This is a genomic window from Paenibacillus sp. FSL E2-0151, assembly GCF_037993015.1.
In the GTDB taxonomy this organism is placed as follows: domain Bacteria; phylum Bacillota; class Bacilli; order Paenibacillales; family Paenibacillaceae; genus Paenibacillus; species Paenibacillus amylolyticus.
In genome coordinates, this window is sequence record NZ_CP150308.1 from 2,939,477 (window position 1) to 2,958,556 (window position 19,080).

General features: G+C 47.2%; 11 protein-coding genes. 9 read left to right on the plus strand and 2 right to left on the minus strand.

What is annotated here, in order from left to right:
- Position 1 precedes the first annotated feature (1 nt).
- Positions 2-2,956, minus strand: a complete 2,955-nt coding sequence (locus MHI55_RS13630) for a Na+/H+ antiporter subunit A (RefSeq protein ID WP_340390599.1) — start codon at positions 2,954-2,956, stop codon at positions 2-4.
- Positions 2,957-3,417: 461 nt separating this feature from the next.
- On the opposite strand from MHI55_RS13630, the gene MHI55_RS13635 reads away from it, so the two are divergent.
- Both MHI55_RS13635 and MHI55_RS13640 read left to right on the plus strand, forming a co-directional pair.
- Complete coding sequence (locus tag MHI55_RS13635) at positions 3,418-5,058, plus strand: diguanylate cyclase (RefSeq protein ID WP_340390256.1); 1,641 nt, start codon at positions 3,418-3,420, stop codon at positions 5,056-5,058.
- Positions 5,059-5,129: 71 nt separating this feature from the next.
- Positions 5,130-5,651, plus strand: coding sequence for a hypothetical protein (locus tag MHI55_RS13640; protein ID WP_036608711.1), 522 nt, complete (start codon positions 5,130-5,132; stop codon positions 5,649-5,651).
- A 103-nt stretch (positions 5,652-5,754) separates the two neighbouring features.
- On the opposite strand, the gene MHI55_RS13645 is transcribed toward MHI55_RS13640, so the two are convergent.
- Positions 5,755-6,894, minus strand: a complete 1,140-nt coding sequence (locus MHI55_RS13645; RefSeq protein WP_047842681.1) for a GGDEF domain-containing protein — start codon at positions 6,892-6,894, stop codon at positions 5,755-5,757.
- A 232-nt stretch (positions 6,895-7,126) separates the two neighbouring features.
- Here MHI55_RS13645 and MHI55_RS13650 point away from each other — a divergent pair, with 232 nt between their 5' ends.
- The 7 genes from MHI55_RS13650 (at position 7,127) to MHI55_RS13680 (ending at position 18,984) form a co-directional block, all read left to right on the plus strand.
- A complete protein-coding gene (locus tag MHI55_RS13650) occupies positions 7,127-13,837 on the plus strand; it encodes a hypothetical protein (protein ID WP_340390258.1) in 6,711 nt (2,236 codons plus the stop codon).
- Positions 13,834-15,525 (plus strand): DUF11 domain-containing protein, encoded by a 1,692-nt coding sequence (locus tag MHI55_RS13655; protein WP_051449716.1) that lies wholly within the window; start codon positions 13,834-13,836, stop codon positions 15,523-15,525. Before MHI55_RS13650 ends, MHI55_RS13655 begins: the two co-directional genes overlap by 4 nt.
- 153 nt (positions 15,526-15,678) lie before the next feature.
- Entirely contained in the window at positions 15,679-15,936 is a 258-nt protein-coding gene (locus MHI55_RS13660; protein WP_036608707.1) for a YolD-like family protein, read from the plus strand.
- Between the two features lie 100 nt (positions 15,937-16,036).
- A complete protein-coding gene (locus MHI55_RS13665) occupies positions 16,037-16,156 on the plus strand; it encodes a hypothetical protein (RefSeq protein WP_017688846.1) in 120 nt (39 codons plus the stop codon).
- Positions 16,157-16,312: 156 nt separating this feature from the next.
- Positions 16,313-16,816 (plus strand): ferritin, encoded by a 504-nt coding sequence (locus MHI55_RS13670; protein ID WP_036608705.1) that lies wholly within the window; start codon positions 16,313-16,315, stop codon positions 16,814-16,816.
- Between the two features lie 471 nt (positions 16,817-17,287).
- Positions 17,288-18,028: a polysaccharide deacetylase family protein gene (locus MHI55_RS13675; protein ID WP_074094795.1), complete on the plus strand. Its 741-nt coding sequence runs from the start codon at positions 17,288-17,290 to the stop codon at positions 18,026-18,028.
- Positions 18,029-18,072: 44 nt separating this feature from the next.
- On the plus strand, positions 18,073-18,984 hold the full coding sequence (locus MHI55_RS13680) for a hypothetical protein (RefSeq protein WP_340390260.1): 912 nt from the start codon (positions 18,073-18,075) through the stop codon (positions 18,982-18,984).
- Positions 18,985-19,080 lie beyond the last annotated feature (96 nt).

Below are 19,080 nucleotides of genomic sequence, written 5' to 3' on the forward strand. Positions count from 1 at the left end.
ATCAGCGATCCTCCCCGATCTGTAGAATGATGGTCATGGTGACACCCAGGACAGCGAGATACACGCCAAGATCAAACAGCATGGCTGTAGCGAGTTCTGTCTCTCCCAGCAAAGGAAGTTCGAAATAGCCGAAGGTTTGACTTAGGAACGGGACTCCGAATATAAATGAACCCGCACCCGTGAGTAAAGCTATACCCAATCCGATTCCTGTTAGCATACGGAAGTCAACCGGTAACGCTTTGCGTATCGTATCTGTACTGAATGCCAGGGCAATCAATACGAGCGCTGCCGCTGTGACCAAGCCGCCGATGAAACCTCCGCCCGGATTGTGGTGACCTGCAAAGAAGAGGTGCATGGCAAACGTCAGTATGATGAACACAACAACCTTGGTGGTCGTTTGCAGCAATACATCATTACTCTGCAAAGGGACAGTATCCCACGAGGATGAGCTGCGTTCCCGGTTACCATACTTTTTCGTATTGTCCGCTTCATCATCCAGAGCAGGTTCGGAATCCTGACCCTCGCCCTTCTTACGGAACTTCAAGCGGGCTCCAAGATCTTTCGCTTCGAGGTTCAGATTAATCATGGAGTAGATAGATAACGAAGCAACGCCAAGCACCATAATCTCCAATAATGTATCGAAGCCACGGAAATCTACCAGCAACACGTTCACGACATTTTTACCACCAGCTGAGTCATAGGCTTCCTGAAGGAAGAAAGTAGAAATGCTGTCCAGTGAGGCTGTTCCGCTTGCGGCCAATGCAACAAAAGTCATCACGATCCCGACCGCAATCGCTACGATCATATTTACCGTGAGATAACTGCGGCTTGATTTGCCACGTTGAAGCTCAGGCAGATGGTAGAAGCATAGCAGGAACAGTGCAACAGATACCGTCTCAACAATCATCTGTGTCAACGCCAGATCTGGCGCCCGGAAGAGTACAAACAGCAGGGTTACAAGGTAACCAACTGCTCCAGTCATAATGACTGCCGATAGTCTGTTCTTGGCAAAAGGAATCGAAACTGCAGCACCGATGAGCGTGACTAGCAGTACCACCTCATAGAATGAGTAAGGTGCATTGCCTTGCAGATTCCAGGTAATATTTTCTCCTGAATGGAAGAAGGCATAGACCAGCAACGCGACCGTGAATGAGAAAATGTAAACGAGATAATTACGAACCGAGCCATTCATATAGGCTTCCGTCCATTTGCGTGCATAATGCTGAAGATTATCCAGCACAACATGGTACATATTGTTAATTGTTAATCCTTGTGGATAATGCTCATAAATATTCCTCCATCGTGGCAACAGCTTGTAGAGAGTGATTCCGAGAATCACAACTCCGATTGTCATGATTAGTTCCGGAGTCCATCCATGCCACAGGGAGAAATGTACATCGAAGCGCTCATTCCCATTCAAGAGGGATGGAAGCACAGCGGCCATTGCCGGTTCAATCAGTGATCCGGCCAGCAGATTCGGGAAGAGTCCGAATACAACGACAAGAACACCTAGAACAACAGGCGGAATGAGCATGCCAGCGGGCGCTTCGTGCAGCTTCTCGGCAGGGATCTCGCTTTGGCTACGACCGAGGAATGTTTTGAACACGATAATAAGCGCATAGATCAGGGTAAACACACTTGCAAGCCAAGCGAATACCGGCAATAGAACACTCCAGGACCCAAGTCCAAAGATTCGTAGATGCGTGACTTCCACCATCGCCTGGAAGAATAACTCCTTGCTCAGGAATCCGTTGAAGGGCGGAATACCCGCCATGGCAAGTGAGCCGATCAATGCCACGGTGAATGTGATTGGCATGAATGAAGCAAGTCCACCGAGCTTCCGTATGTCACGTGTACCCGTTTCATGATCAACAATCCCTACGACCATGAACAGAGCGGCCTTGAAGGTTGCATGATTAAACAGGTGAAGTAGCGCAGCGGTTATTGCCACAGTGTACATCGCAGAGGATTCGCCATATCCGAAGTAGAGAGCAGCAGATCCAACCCCTAAGAGGGACATGATCAGACCAAGTTGAGAGATGGTCGAATAGGCAAGAATCGCTTTGAGATCGTTTTTTTTCACCGCCAGGAATGATCCATAACACAAAGTCAGAAGACCAACGCCAGTAACGAGCCAGAACCAGAGTCCCTGTCCACCGAAGATTGGTGTAAACCGTGCGACAACGTACAGTCCGGCCTTGACCATGGTGGCTGAGTGAAGATAGGCACTCACAGGTGTCGGAGCTTCCATGGCATCCGGCAACCAGATATGGAACGGGAACTGAGCTGACTTGGTGAAAGCTCCAATCAGGATCAAGATAAGTGCGGGTAGAAATAGTGCGCTTTCCTGAAACTGACCCAATCCTGTAATGGTTGCACGAATACTGAATGTTCCTGTAATGAGATACATCATCATGAATCCGGTAAGCATGGCGAAACCGCCAAATACCGTAATCAGGAATGATTTTTGTGCTCCTGAAGTCGAGGCTTTACGTTTGTAATGGAATGCAATCAACAGGAATGACGTAATACTGGTCAATTCCCAGAATCCGTAGAGCACGATCATATTATCAGACAGTACCACGCCCAACATGGCTCCCATGAACATCAACAGATACAGGTAGAAACGGTTCAGCGCTTCTTTCATATCCATGTAGAAGATGGAGTAGAGAACAACGAGGACACCGATTCCGGTGATTAGCAGTGTCAACATGAGGCTCAGACCGTCCAGATACAGATTGAATCCAATGTCCAGTGAAGGGATCCACGGGATATTTCCGGATACGGTATTGCGCTGTGAGACAGCGGGTATGAGACTCGCAAAGTATACAAATAATAGTGCCGGGACAAGGAGAACCGGCCATCCCAAATGTAATTTACGGAAGAAACGATGCAGCATGGCAAGAAGAATGCCAGCGGCAAAAGGCAGAATAACAGCAACATGAAGCAGGCTCAACATTACACCCCCAATGTTTAGTATTTCGATTACTCTCTCTGTGACATACAGGCGCATGATCCTTTGAAGGATATGCTTGCTCTCTATATTCATAACCCAAGTATGTATATACAGAATCGTGTCTATTCTTTGAATGGAAGAAACACGGTGAAGATTTCAGTATAATATTGTATGGGCATGTATAATAAAAAAACACACAAGTTCCGATAAATATGAAAACGATTAGGGCGTGTCTGAAACTCCGAAGAAGCAGATTTTGCCGAATTTTCGTTCCAAGCCAGGAAGTTTTCCGCAGGCGTGCCGGGGCACGTCAAGGGAAAGTGACGCAGCAGGGGGCGAAAAGGCGGTAAAAGATGCACTTCAGCGAGTTTTGAGACACGTCCGAGGTGACATTCCGTGTACTCTTTACAGCATAGTTATGTTGAGAAGCAAGATGGTTTCACCGTGTAATGGAGGAAGTAATGTCATTCAAAATTAGAACTGTGCTTACAGTCATCTTTGCTGTGTTATCCTTGCTGGTTACTCTGACAATTGGGTCTATTTTTAGCCAAAAATCATTTGTTGCTGTAGAGACTGAGATTGGTCACTCGCTTACAGGCACGGCCTCACAGGCTTCGGACAAGCTGGATCGATTCATGTCGGCTCGCGCGGGTGAACTGGACCTGCTGGGCCGAATGGCTTCGTTGGAAGATGAATTCCAACCTGATGAGATTCAGATGCTGCTGGATCAGTTACAAGATAGCTTTCCCTCATTCTCATGGGTTGGATTCATGGACCCGAAGGGAAAAGTGTTAGCTGCTACGGATGGTATCTTGCTTGGGGAAAATTTATCAGAGCGACCTGTGTATCAGGAGGGAATCAAGGGTAAATTCATTGGAGATGTGCATAATGCAGTACTTCTTGCCAAGCTGCTTCCGAATCCAACGGGAGAGCCGTTGCAATTTGTCGATATCAGTTTTCCGCTGAAGGATAACAAAGGAATGATTCAAGGTGTGCTCGCTGCACATTTAAGCTGGGAATGGGCGAAGGAAGTTGAGGAATCCGTACTTGCCCCATTAAAAAGGGAAGAAAAGGACATTGAATTTTTTATCGCTAGCAAAAAGGAACATACAGTGCTGCTCGGGCCGAAGGAATGGATCGGTAAACCGTTAGTATTGCCTGGCATTGAAGAGGCCCAGCTCAACAAAAGCAGTTGGTCCATTGAGAAGTGGCCTGATGGTAATGAATATGTGACAGGGTTTGCCTACAGCCAGGGTCATCTGGATTATCCCGGATTAGGCTGGACCGTAGTCATTCGTCAAGTCAAGTCATCTGCTTTTGCGTCTGTGTTTGACCTGATGTGGTTTAATGTGTGGTCTGGACTCGCCGTTACCGTGCTGTTTGCACTGATTGGCTGGGTTGTCTCACGTCTGATCTCTGCCCCGCTTGTGCGTCTTACCAGAGTAGCCAATCGACTGCGTGCAGGGGAAGAGCTTGAGATTCCTGCGATTAAGGGGATTAAGGAGATTGAAGTGTTGTCCCGTTCGCTTCGGGATATGCTGACCTCTCTTATGAATAAAAACTCAGAGCTGGTCGTGATGCAGAATCTGGCGCATTTTGATCAGTTAACTAGACTGCCGAATCGCACTGCCCTTGAAGTGTATCTGGAGGAGTCTTTGGAGACCGAAAGTGAAAATCACACGCTGACTTTTCTCTATCTGGATCTCGATGGATTCAAACGGGTCAACGATACACTTGGACATCAGACTGGAGATGTGTTGTTACAGAAAGTGGCCCAGCGACTGTCTGCTCTTGGTCAGGTGAAGGGGATAACAGTCCGATTGGGCGGAGATGAATTCCTGATTGTACTTCAGTCTGTTGGAAGTCATCCGAGGGAAGAAGCCATGGCTTATGCAGAAGCCATCATTCAAAGTCTGAACAAGCCGTTTATTATCGAATACGAGCGCATTCGAATTGGATGTAGCATTGGAGGAGCCGAATATCCAACCAACAGCGACAACCCAAGTGAGATTATTCGGATGGCGGACGAAGCTTTGTATGAGTCCAAACGTGCAGGCAAGAACAGAATGACATTTTATTCCGAGTTGAAGCAAGATCGTTAGCGTATAATAACATGAGCTGGGTTATCCCAATCACCTTTGTACGAATGTGCGTATAAACAAGGAGGGGTGAAATGTCTGGAAAATATACATCTGTACCTTATGGTTATGAGCCACCGGCGGCCAGCCGCAAAGGCACACTGACTTTTTATGACTCGTTTGAACATGTGACTGATGAGCAACTCGAGCGCGCCGCTGCAACGGTAGATACCCGTTCATTCATACAGCTTGTGTTGTATCCTTTACACGAGAGCACGTTTAAACGAATGAGCAAGGATTCGATACAGGCATATTACAAAAGAGAAGACCGCCTGCATGATTGGCGGCGGGAACATCCAACTTCACGTATACGTGTGGAGGGGCTTGAGGGCAAGAGAAAGAAATATACACCTGTGGATAGCGCGCTGCGCCATATCACTGCGGAATATCCAGCCCCTCACTTTCTTTATTTGACGATAGAGATGGCGAATATGTTTGCTTCATTTGATTCCTTCAAGGATTGGATCAAAGAGTTGCGTCTCATCATTGACGGATCGTCCGAATACCTGCATCCGATGCTGGAGCAAAATCGTCATCGCTGGGAATGGGCGGAATGAGAACATAGATGTATGAAAAAGATCGGCCTGCTGATCATATTCAGACCCAAAAAAAGTTGTGTTGTACAAACCGGAATTCCGGTGTACAGCACAACTTTTTTATTTATATTTTCTCTGCCAAGGATGAAGTCAGATCAAGTGATGTTACGGTTTTATTTTTACCTGTTCGTTTCGCAGCATACAGACAGGCATCCACTTCCTCGAACAATTTGTCTTTGGTTAGATTAGGGCTGTAGCTTTTGAGACCGATACTCACCGTGATGGAAGCTCCTTCAAGTTCCAGATGGCCCATCAGGGCAATCTTCTGACGAATCTGTTCCACCAAGGCATAAGCCTGCTTGAAAGATTGCTCAAACATCAATAAGGCGAACTCTTCGCCCCCGTACCGTGCTGCAATATCACTTGAGGTAATGGTTTCCTGAATGATCAGGGACACTTTCTCTAGAATAATGTCTCCAACCCGATGACCATACGTATCATTAATGGATTTGAAGTCATCAATATCGATCAGGGCCAGATGCAGACTCATGCCACTATTGGCATACTCAAATGCTTTTTCATAATAATCCTTGAATGAGCTTTGATTATAAAGGTTGGTTAAACCGTCTGTTTTGGACTGTTTGGTCATAATGGCATTTCGCACAATAAGGTCCTGCTTGGCAAGCATGCTGGCCTGAAGATCATCGAGCACCTCAACGCCGCTGGTTACGATAACCTGTGCTACATATGTACCTAGGATTAGAAAAGCAGGAATGGATACCATGTCAAATGAAGACAGGTACAACCGGTAGGCCGGATCGAACAAAACCAGAAAGTAACCAGTCATCTGCATCAGAAAGACAATCCAGACTCTTTTTTTACTGAAGAACAGCACCGAAGCAAAGATGGGCAACAGACAGATTGCTAATATAATCCGAATGTCATAATTGACATGAATAATCGTCCACGCGATAACCGTGCTGGCTATAGACATGGTGTAAAAGGAATATGAACTGAAGCGCCGATCAACCCAGCTTGCGAACAAAATGCATGAACTGCTGACGGCCGTAGGCCAGAAGAGGACATTCATCAAGAAATCTGTAGGTGTGCGATCGTACTCCAGAAACAGGAAACAGCCAATCTGAATGGCGAAATGTGCAATCGTAACAACCCAGTAGGCATGAAGCATTTTTTGAATCCATTTGGAATGTTTGAACTCGTACTCTGTTGGAATGTGACTATTGTGCGTATGGAAACCTTTCATATATCACCGCTGACTGCATCATAATGGTACGACAGAATTACTCTCGTATATGATAATTATAAATCACAATGAACAAAACGCAAATGTATTTAACTGTTATGAGAGAACAAGACTCACAGAAGTTTCGAGTTGTCACAAACTTTTTATGGAGGACAAACAAAACTCAACAATACACTCATAGACTATATACATGGCTCCGTTCCATATGTAGGAAATCATTGATGAAGGGGAGGTGATCTTCATTCCTCTTGTCGTTCGTTCAACCGTTAATGCTACGGGAGCAATTACATTTACAGGAAATACGCTTGGACTGAGTCGTTCGGAAACAGCGGGAGTACCCGGAACACAGGATAGTATTGGAGGTTTTATCACAACCAACACCAGCCTCCAATACGGCACCTATCCACTGGGAACGACAAGCCTGTATCAGAGCAACAGTTCAGCAGCCATTCTAACACTACCTGCTGGAAGTACCGTTCTGTATGCAGAATTGATCTGGGGCGGAAGTTACATTAATGGTACAGTCAACCTGAGTGCTGCCATCAACAATCCGGTTACGTTTATTACACCCGCAGGGACTTCCAGTGTTACCCCTGATCCACTTACCTACAATCAATTCGATCTGGGGGGCGGTGCTGCTGGCTATGTACGTTCCGCCAATGTGACCACACTTGTACAAAATGGGGGAGCAGGTACATATATCACCGGAGCAGTGGTAGGGACTATTGTTATTACAAATGATTCCACGGCCAATCATGCGGGGTGGACACTTGGAGTCATTTATCAGAATCCCAATCTGCCTTTTCGCAACATGTCTTTGCGTGCAGGGGGCGTACTCGTTCAATCCACTTCACCACCTGTTGTTACCACACTGACTGGATTTGCAACGCCCCTTTCCGGTGTATTGGGAGGAAGAATACTGTTCAGTGCACAGGAGGGCGACGCGAACCGGACCGGTGACCAGGCATTATTCGGGCCAACCTCAGCTACATCGGTTGCGTTGTCCGGGCCCAATAATCTAGCTGCGAACTTTTTTGCTTCTCAGATTAACGGAGATACCGGAGCGCTTAATACAACAGGAACGTTTGGGACACGAAATCAGATCAACGGAGCTCCAGGTACGAATATTATCGGTGGACGTCAAGGCTGGGATATTACCAATGTGGATGTTTCAGCAAGACTGATCAATAACCAGTCATCTGCGGTGTTGACATTAACAACCTCGGGGGATGCCTACATTGTCAACGCCAATGCAATTCAAGTTGATATTAATGCACCCAAGATCACATTGGCTAAGGCAACGGTCGCCGCCGGTGCAGTTGCCGGGGATAGTATCCTATATTCGGTTACCGTTACCAATGCAGGCACTGCGAGTGCGGCCAGTGTTGTTTTATCCGATTCACTTCCTGCAGGTCTTACCTTTATTCCTGGCAGTGTCACGGTTGCAGGTGTATCCCGTCCAACACTTGATGTGACGGCAGGCATTCCGCTGGGTTCGTTAACTTTATCCAGCAGTGTTGTTGTAACCTATCGAGCACTCATCGGTCAGGATGCAAGCATCCTGCAACTGGTGAATTCGGCCAATGCAGCCTTTACATTTCAAAGTGTAGCAGGGGGGCCGGTCATTACCGGAGTTATTCCTTCCAACAACTCCACCCTTACGGTTTATTCGCCAAACCTGTCCATTGTGAAATCGGCGAGTACCACCAATGCCACGGTGGGTGACCTAGTAACCTATACACTGCAAGTGAACAACGGAGGGAATGTTGCAGCCAACGTTACATTGAGGGATAACATTCCAAGTGGTAGCTCATATGTAGCAGGCAGCTTTCGTCTGAATGGAAATGTGATTGCTGGCGCCAATCCGGTTACCGGCGTTAATCTGGGGAGCCTCGCGGCAGGAAGTGCCAATACCGTGACTTTTCAGGTACTTGTAACAAGCTTGCCGACACCGCCGACTCTTGTGGATCAGGCGACAGCTTCTTATTCCTTCAATTCACCTGATGGTCGGACGATCACGGGAAACATCGCCTCGAATACCTTAACGATCCCGGTAACATTGCCCAATGTGACCACGGTAAAATCAGCATCCGTTACCGATGTTGCTGTCGGGGAGACCTTCACGTACACCGTAGTTACTACCAACAGTGGTATTCAGGTGATTAACAATGTGGTACTTACAGATGCGCTCCCTACTGGAATAACTTTTGTTCCCGGCAGTGCAACCGTAAGGGGAACTGTTGTACCGTCTGCGAATCCGAGCAGTGGTATCTCTATTGGGACATTGGCGGCCGGAAGTTCTGCGACGGTGACGTTTCAGGTGAATGTGCAGTCTTTGCCTGCTTCAAATTCGTTAGTTAATCGAGCGGTAGTGTCCTATAGCTCTGGTTCGTTCACGGGCATTTCCAACTCCAATTCCATTACAACCCCTGTATACCAAGCTGTTGTTGGTATCAACAAGTCGGCAAGCCAAACCAATGCGACACTGGGGGATCAGATTGCATACACACTTGTGGTCACGAACAGTGGGAATATAGCGACTCAAGTGAATGTGACGGATACGATTCCAGCGGGGCTGACGTTTGTCCCGAATTCGGTAACTGTGAATGGTACTGCACGTCCTGGAACAAGCCCATTAACCGGAATAACACTGGGCAGCCTCCTGCCGGGAGTTGCGGCTACGGTGGTGTTTCGCGCTACACTCACCACACTTCCGACTCCCCCGACACTGGAGAATCAAGGGACAGCAAGTTATACGTACCAGCTTCCAAGTGGAAGGAATCTCTCAGGCAGCAGCTTATCCAATATCGTTCGTATATCTGCATCGGCTCCCAATATTTCTCTTAGTAAAACAGTAAACACACCAGATGCGACAGTTGGAGATGTGCTTACGTATACCGTTGTTGCAACAAACGCAGGAATTAGTGCAGTACAAAATCTGGTGATTTCGGATGCACCATCCGGCTCTGAATTTGTCCCGGGTAGTGTCACGATTAATGGATCTGCTGTTCCCAGCGCAAGCCCCGTTGCGGGAATCGCAGTGGGTTCATTGAATAGCTCAAGCAGCGTAACTGTGACCTATCAGACCCGAGTGAATTCCGTTCCATCTACGGGTTTGGTTAGTAACCAGGCCAATGCAGCATTTACATCAGGCAGTTTTAACGGTGTTTCTTCTTCTATATCAGTAAATACCCCCATATTTCTGCCAGTGATCCAAGTGGTGAAGTCAGCAAGTACAACAAGTTTGACTGTAGGCGATACGTTTAATTACACCATCCAAATTAACAATACAGGTAACATAGCTGCAACGGTTACCTTGACAGATCCCATTCCAGCAGGAGCAGTATTCAGCACAAATAGTGTCATTATTAATGGCGTACCTACACCTGGAGTCAGCCCGGAGTCGGGTATCAGTCTAGGAGAGATTGCTGCGGGCTCAGGTGCAACGGTCACCTTTGTTGCGACGGTTACCAGTTTGCCAGATGCAAGGCAGTTAATTAATCAGGCGGTTGCTTCATTTGCCTACACACTCCCAAGTGGGAGAACGATTGCCGGTTTCTCGTCATCAAACACCATCACTATTCCAGTGTCTCTGCCCAATGTTACGATTGTCAACAGTGACAATGTAGAGTACGGCGTAGTCGGAGATGTCATTCGATACACATCTGTTATTCGTAATAACGGCACAGTAGCCGTTAATAATGTGGTATATGTCAATCCTCTTCCTTTGAATACCCCATTTGTACCCGGAAGTGTCATTGTGAACGGGACTTCGTTCCCGCTCTCCAATCCGACCGCCGGCATTCCAATCGGTACGTTGGCTCCAGGAGCCGAGGTTACCGTAACTTTTGAGGTGACGATTACCATGCCGATTCCTTCGCAGATTAACAATCAGTCGACGGTCAGCTTCACATCCGGTTCATTTTCAGGGTCATCATCGTCCAATACCACTCAGACTCCGGTCATACAACCGCAGATTTCACTTGTCAAAACAGCAAATACCGTAAATGCAACTGTAGGTGATACGGTTGTATACACGGTGACGGTCAGCAATGCTGGCAATCTGGAAGCAAATGTTACTCTCACAGACAACATTCCTTCTGCGACTACTTTTGTACCCAACAGTGTGGTTGTATCCGGTGTGCCAGAGCCGGGAGTAACACCAGGAACAGGTATTCCGGTAGGCATTGTAGCAGCAGGGGCGACGGCTGTTGTCACGTTTGCCGTCGTTGTGGATTCACTTCCATCCCCACAGCAGCTTAGCAACTTTGCTACATCATCCTTTACATTTACACCTCCAGATGGGCGGACGTTGACTGGCTCAGCCACTTCGAATACACTCACGTTCCCGGTCTCGTCACCAAACGTCGCTGTTGTCAAAAGCACAGCTTCCACTGCGGCTACGGTAGGCGATACGGTGACCTATTCCATTCTGGTGACCAACAGCGGAATTGCACCGGTGAACAATATTCAGTTTTCAGACCCGATTCCAGCTGGAGCCTCTTTTGTTACAGGGAGTGTCACAGTGAATGGGGTTGCGCAACCCGGAGCCAATCCGGCAGGTGGGGTACCCCTTGGTACATTGGGGCCCGGAACGTCCGCGACGGTCACATTCAGTATCCGTATCGACGCGATCCCGCCAAGTGATCAGTTGAGCAATCGCTCTACGGTCAGTTTTACCTCAGGTACATTCTCAAGCACAACCTTTTCAAATACCGTGGTCACTCCGGTGTACCAGCCTATTCTTTCAGCGCAAAAAACAGCCAGTACACAAAATGCTACCGTTGGGGATACAGTCAGCTACACGATAACCGTGAACAATCAGGGAAACTTTGGAGCCCAGATTAACCTGACAGATAACCTTCCAGCCGGAACCATCCTTGTTCCAAATAGCGTTATTGTGAACGGTCAACCGCTGCCAGCAGGAAATCCAGCAACGGGCATCCCCGCAGGTAATGTGGCTCCAGGAGCTACCACCACAATTACCTTTTCAGTAGTTGTTGATACGCTGCCAAGTCCGCAACAACTGGTGAATCAGGCTTCGGTAGCTCTATCATATACATTGCCGGATGGGCGGAACATCACGGAGTCTGTTCTATCCAATGTGTTGACCATTACCGTATCGGCACCGGATGTCGATGTCGTCAAATCCACAACTTCAACGGCGGTATCAGTTGGTGATATCGTAACGTATAGCATCGCTGTAACCAATAACGGAATTGCAACGGTCAACAATGTGGTTTTTACGGATGCAGTACCGACAAGTACCGTTCTTGCGCCAACCGGCGTGTTTGTCGATGGTGTTCTGCGCCCTGGTGCCAATCCTTCTACGGGAATAACACTTGGTTCCATCGCACCTGGTGTTACGGTAACCGTTGTATTTAGTGTGCAGGTCACGGCGCTTCCGGCAAGTGCAGTGTTAAACAATCAGTCCACGGTCAGCTTTACATCAGGGGCTTTCTCAGCGACCACATTCTCCAATACGGTTACAACTCCGGTCTTTCAACCTATTCTGGCTGCAGTGAAAACGGGAGATCAGACGATAGCAACGGTAGGCGATACCGTTGTGTACAGCATTGCCATTTCCAATACCGGGAACTATGGGGCATCTGTCACGTTAACGGATACCATTCCGGCAGGAACAGAGTTTGTTCCAAATAGCGTTATTATTAACGGGGCTTCTGCACCAGGTGCAGATCCAGCTTCGGGTATTCCGCTTGGTGTCGTTTCCACAACAACTCTAGTTACCTTCTCCGTTGTGATTGTGACGTTACCTTTGAGCCAGTCCATTACCAATCAGGCTTCTGCGACATTTTCGTATACATTACCTGATGGAAGAACACTTGGAGGCACGATTACGTCCAACGCACTCAACATTCAAGTATCTGCTCCGAACGTGAGTGTAGTTAAGACGGCTTCGGTAGTTGATGCCGTGGTAGGCGACACGATTGTGTATGAAATGGTTGTGACCAATGAAGGAATTGACCCGGTAAACAACATTGTGATCACCGATCCGATTAACCCAGCCACCACATTTGTTACAGGCAGTGTTCTGGTGGACGGCGTCCCACGTGCCTTGGCCAACCCTGCGCTGGGCATAGCTCTTGGTAGTTTGGCGCCTGGAGCATCGATAACGGTATCGTATGCAGTTCGGGTCAATACGCTTCCAACACCACCACAAGTGAGCAGTCAGTCTTCCGTAAGTTTCACATCGGGTGTTTTCTCGGGAGCAGCGTATTCCAATACGGTTGTAACACCGATCTATCAGCCGATTATTGCCGTAACCAAAACAGGGAGCACCTCCAATGCAACCATTGGTGACACCATCACCTATTCTTTTGCCATTAACAATAGCGGGAATCTGGATGCAAGTTTGACATTAACGGACAATATACCGAATGGAGCCGTACTGCTTCCCAACAGTGTTCTGATTGATGGTGTTCCACAGCCAGGTGCCAATCCAGAGACAGGTATCGTTGTGGGTACCATACCGTCCGGAGGTACGGTTATTGTAACGGTTACCCTCGAGGTGACTGTAGATACGTTGCCGCAGGATCAGCAACTGGTTAACCAGGCGGTGGCCAACTATACATTTAGTCCACCCGATGGCCGTCTGTTGACGGGGACCGTATCTTCGAATGTTCTGGTTATCCCGGTATCTGCACCAAATGTTGTTGTTGCCAAAAGTACAAGTGCCATTGATGCTGTTGTCGGTGATGTAATCACCTATACGGTTGTAGTAACCAATAGCGGCATTGAAGTGGTGAATAATGTGGTCATGGTTGACCCGGTACCTGTCGGTACAGTATTTGTGCCAGGAAGTGTTACGGTGGATGGTGTGCCAAGACCAACAGGGAATCCGAATACAGGCATCACGCTTGGTTCGATTGCTGCGGGTGCTTCCGTTACGGTTACATTCAGAGTAGAGGTTGTGGTGATATGAGCCAATCTTCCGGTCCGTTGTCCCACTGGCTAAAGAATCAGTCCCTGGTTCGATTCAGCTCTGGTGCGACTGAACTGGAACAGGTATCCTATTCGAATACGGTTGTAACACCGTGGATCGGCCCCAGGCTTGAAGTCAGAAAAGTCTGCAATGTCACGGAGGCTGCCTTGGGGCAGTCTCTTATCTACCGTGTTGAAATTGTTAACACCGGAAATCTTACGGCCCTAGTGTACCTATTGGATCAGCTATCTGCAGAGACGGCACTGCTTCCCAACAGTGTACTGCGTGATGGTATTCCGTTACCGGGAGCATCACCGGAGAGAGGATTGCCTCCAGCTGAAATCGCGCCCGGAGCCACGTTGCGATACCACTTCCAAGTTGTAATCTTGCGTTTACCTGAGACACTGAAGCTGCTGAATCAGGCACAGGTTAACTATGAGTTTTTGACACCGGAAGGCAGAACGGTTACAGGTATGGAACAATCCAATATCGTGGAGGTCAATCTGGTCTCATCCCGGCTGGAGATCTCCTTTCAGGCGGATCACATCTATACCTTCTCAGGGGATATTGTCATGTACACCGTCATCGTTAGCAATCCGGGTTTTATTGCAGCCACGAATGCCCAAGTAACGATTTCTTTGCCACAGGGTATTGTTTTTATACCTGCAAGTGTCATCGTAGATGAAATGTTTGCGCCACAAGTAACGCCTGATACGGGCATACAACTTGGGGAGATTTTGCCCGGAAGCTCAATTAGGATACAATATCGGGTTCAGGTTATTGGGGGAAGCGATGCAAACGGAATATCAAGTGTAGCTGTACTGGCGTATATCTCGGCAGGACAGCAGGAGACGGTCTACTCCAATCAGGTTACCCTGGAAGTGATACAGCCCCAGGTCTCTGTGGTGAAAAGTGTGCTCCCGGTAACGGCCACATTAGGCGATGTCGTCCAATATAATATTACCGTCTCCAATGCAAGCAGTTATGCGGTGGATGGAACTCTCCTGGATGGACTGCCCACAGGTGTGACATTTGTCGAAGGCAGCCTGCGCTGGAATGGGGTTAAACGTCCCGGAACCAATCTGGCTAAAGGGCTTAATCTGGGGACGTTGACAGCCCGGTCGGTTCTGAATATTCAGTTCGAAGCGAAACTTCCAGATCGAGATGAATCGATGCCTGATGACTACAGGTATGTGAATCATGCTAGCCTGATGTATACATTTCGATTGCCAGATTCACGGTCAGTGCAGCGGATGATTACATCCAATGAAGCTGTGGTCGAATTGAAAGCGCCGATAATTCAGGCTTATGTTCAAGTGACACCCACATTGGTCGAGCAGGGAGGTACCGTCACTTTTCAGGTACGTGTGGGGAATACGGGTAATTTGCCGGCACGTGTACAACTTGGGAGCATTTTACCTGAGGGTGCCAGATGGCTTGGTCAAGCTACGGGTGAGCTCCAATTGAGCATATCAGAGTATTCCACACCACGGGTTCTGCATGTGGGCGTGATTGAGCCTGGAACGGAAAAAAACATCTCGTATGTAGCGAAGTTAGCTTCTGAGAAGGTGGGGACGCTGCAAGGAGACTTGATTGCCAGGTACACGTATGAATGGAATGGACAAAAACGGGCTGGCGAAACCCGATCGAATGAGTACAGCATCATTGTGGAGTATAGAGAAGAATAGGAGGTATCACGGTTAACGGTAACTTGCCTGAGGAATTTGCTCATTCTGGTTGCCATGAGATTACACGAACGTAAATGAATGGTATACTAATTGAATATGAACTCGGCAATCAACCCGTGGAATCGGGACGTCGGAGTAGAGGAGGCAGCCACATTGGCAAAAGCAAAAGTAGCAAAAAGACCTACACGGGATGAGTTTGAACTTGAAGAGTTGGGAAACCAGCTGGTTGAAGCTTTTCGGGAACGTTCGGAAGTACTGTTGACGGTATGGGGCAAAGAAGATCAGGTGCAAGGAGTCATCGTCAAAATGGACTCCCGTACACGACTCGTGCATGTAGAGTATACCGAAGAAGAGTTCACAGCGAAGGTACCTTTTCTGGATATCATGCGTGTGCAATCTCCCCGGTACTGAACGAAAAAAACAGCAATCTGAATAATTAGGGCATCCGCCCTGTCAAAGTCGTTCTTCCTGCATAAGATAACCCATACCTGTTGCAGAGGAGGTACGGTCAATGAGCGAAGTATTAGGTGGAGAAACAAGAGGCTACGGATACGGAGGTTTCACTTCTGTAGGTGCCATTCTGGTTCTGTTCATCCTGTTGGTTATCATCTCCAAAGCGTTCTTGGTATAATTGCATATCTCTAAAGAATGAAAGAAGCTCTGCCATCGCGGCAGAGCTTTTTTGTTCGTTCAGTCCTTGGCGAATTTTGTAGAAAATCGGTGTAAGTCCTGCTTACGTTATGTTAGAATATAACCATCCCTAGAGAAAGAAAGAGGTGTTTTGATTATGAGCCAAACGTTAACAGAATCTTTAAATGAACAGATGAACTTTGAGTTTTATTCCGCTCATGTATATCTGGCTATGGCAGCCTATTGTTCCAGCAAAAGTCTGGATGGATTTGCGAACTTCTTCATCGTGCAAGCGGAAGAAGAGCGATTCCATGGCATGAAAATATACAAATTCCTGAATGATCGTGGACAACGTGCCACACTTGAGGCTTTGCCAGAACCGAAGAATGAATATGCTTCGATGCTGGATGTATTTGAGCATGGTTATGCTCATGAACAGCAAAACACGAAAAAATTCTACAATCTGGCTGACATCGCTCTGAATGAACGTGAACATGCGACGATGTATTTCCTGAAATGGTTCATTGATGAGCAGGTTGAAGAGGAAGCTTTGTTTGACAATATTATTCAGAAGCTGCGCCGCATTGAAAAAGACAGCAATGCCTTCTACATGCTGGATGCCGAGTTTGGCAAACGTTCGTTCACAGCTCCTGCTGAATAAATGCACGTGGGGAGTCGATAAGATTCCAGCGTCAAAACACCATTTACATACAGCATGAGGTAATGATCCTGAAAGCAATGGGGGCAATCCCCTTGCAAGGGATGATGGTTTGATGCCATATGCTGATTGAAGACAAAGAAGCCTGCACTTGTGCAGGTTTTTTTGCATGCAACGATATTTAATGATTGCATAGATTTGCTTGAATTGGAGTAAAGGTCTATCAAAATTCTGAATGTGGGTAATAGAGGATATGTCACAATTGATCTATCCTGACGGGATCTTTTTTTGCGCAAATCTATCAAATTCGTATTAAATTTTAGGTTTATCTGACAAAAGTGTAACTCTACCGTAGCCTTTGGAGCGAGAACAGGAGCCACTATCTTTGATAGTATTAGGATTAATCGCCAAGGGATGAAGGTAGAAAAACATGGACACCCGGGGAAATATAACACACAAGGGAGACTTTTAATTATGCTACATATTCGTAAATCTATCATGGTCACACTTGCTATTTTATTAATCATTCCACTATTATTGCCGCAGTCGGTATCTGCCAAATCAGCTGCATCCAAGGATGGTGCAAGCAAAGCAAATTCCAAAATCATATACCTGACGTTTGATGATGGGCCAACCGCTCATACGGGTCAGTTACTGGATATTCTGGATCAATATCATGCGAAGGCAACGTTTTTCATGCTGGGACCTCAAATGGAGCAATTTCAGAAGGCTACCAAACGTATCGTAGCTGACGGGCATGGATTGGGTCTGCATGGTGTGACTCACGTTCCAGGCAAATTCTATAAATCTGCATATAGCGGATTGAAAGAGATGCAACAGGCCAATGCAAGTCTGAACAAGGTTGCCGGAGTTAAAACAAGTCTCGTGCGGACGCCATACGGTAGTAAACCATACCTCAAGCCGGCGTTCCGTAATGTACTTCTGGGCCAGGGTGGATTCCATCTATGGGATTGGAATGTCGACTCGGAAGATTGGAAATACAAGAAGGATCACCAGAAAGTCTATAACAGTGTAATGAAGCAAATCCACAATGTGCAAAAGAGCGGAACAACACCTGTTGTGCTTATGCACGACCAGGAAGCAACGCTGAAAGTATTACCGCAAGTATTAAAAACATTGAAGGCAGAAGGATATCGTTTTGAAGTATTAAGCAAAAAAGTACAGCCGGTTAACTTCTGGAACGACAAGCGTTAATCTTTTGAATTTTTAGATTGGCTACAACGAAGGAGGTACACATCATGAAGAAACAGCCATTATGGATCACGATTCCAGTAACGACAGCGGTTTTACTTGCTTTGGCAGGATGTGGCGGACCGGATTCAAATACAGCATCATCAGAGAATAGTTCTTCACCAACGACAACAGTGGGGGAGCAGACGGAGACCGGCAGCGGTGGTGCTGATTTCTCTAATGAAAATGAAACAGGAACCAAAGAGAATACGGGCACAACAGATAATGAAGACACATCAGGATCGAAGGCAAATGACAACCAAGTTGCCACTGGTCATTCAGGTGTGAATGATGTGATCAAACAAGTTCGCAACCAGTTGAAGATGAAGGATGCAGCGTTACCCACTTCATTCACATTGGATAAGGGTACATCTTTGGGGGCGGCAATACTGTCCAATACTGTGGATGCATTTAAGGTGAACTTCTACGCTACCAATCAGTCTGTTGCCATTAATGATCAATCTTTAACTGCATCCGACAGTAAGATACCTGTACTGGCTTCCTATGAAGTGAAGACCTATAAGGACCCGGATCAGCCAGAAATATTCCCTGAGACGGACCTGAAAGATATTCCAGCAGATATGGCTGTGGATCTGGGACATGGCATCAAAGGTATGAGTGAAGGTGCCGCAGGCAGTCAATATCTGACTTGGCAAGAAGGTAGATGGACGCTGGAAATTCGTTCGGTATCCGAAGATGAAATGAATAATCCGGGCATAGCGAAGAAAATGGTGGAGTACCTGGAGTCACATACCTTGCCAGTACCCAAAGATAAAGGGTATATCAAGGTTGAATATCCAAGTGGTGGACAGTCTGTTCATGTAACGATCTCATGGCAGGACGGAAACCGAATTCATCAGCTTAAGACCGATCAAGTGCCGTTAGAAGCTCTTGGCATGGTTGTATCTGTGAAACCTTAAGTATTCTACGGTTATCCTGCAATGTAGAAGAAATGAGTTTGGGATTGTTACGATACACCTAAAAAAGCTTGGCCCAGGAAGAAATTGCTGGGCCAA

Bases quoted from the DNA above. Each gene is read 5' to 3' on its own strand.
- MHI55_RS13635 (WP_340390256.1), top strand. From the start codon at position 3,418: ATGTCATTCAAAATTAGAACTGTGCTTACAGTCATCTTTGCTGTGTTA.
- MHI55_RS13640 (WP_036608711.1), top strand. From the start codon at position 5,130: ATGTCTGGAAAATATACATCTGTACCTTATGGTTATGAGCCACCGGCG.
- MHI55_RS13645 (WP_047842681.1), bottom strand. From the start codon at position 6,894: ATGAAAGGTTTCCATACGCACAATAGTCACATTCCAACAGAGTACGAG.
- MHI55_RS13655 (WP_051449716.1), top strand. From the start codon at position 13,834: ATGAGCCAATCTTCCGGTCCGTTGTCCCACTGGCTAAAGAATCAGTCC.
- MHI55_RS13665 (WP_017688846.1), top strand. From the start codon at position 16,037: ATGAGCGAAGTATTAGGTGGAGAAACAAGAGGCTACGGATACGGAGGT.
- MHI55_RS13670 (WP_036608705.1), top strand. From the start codon at position 16,313: ATGAGCCAAACGTTAACAGAATCTTTAAATGAACAGATGAACTTTGAG.
- MHI55_RS13675 (WP_074094795.1), top strand. From the start codon at position 17,288: ATGCTACATATTCGTAAATCTATCATGGTCACACTTGCTATTTTATTA.
- MHI55_RS13680 (WP_340390260.1), top strand. From the start codon at position 18,073: ATGAAGAAACAGCCATTATGGATCACGATTCCAGTAACGACAGCGGTT.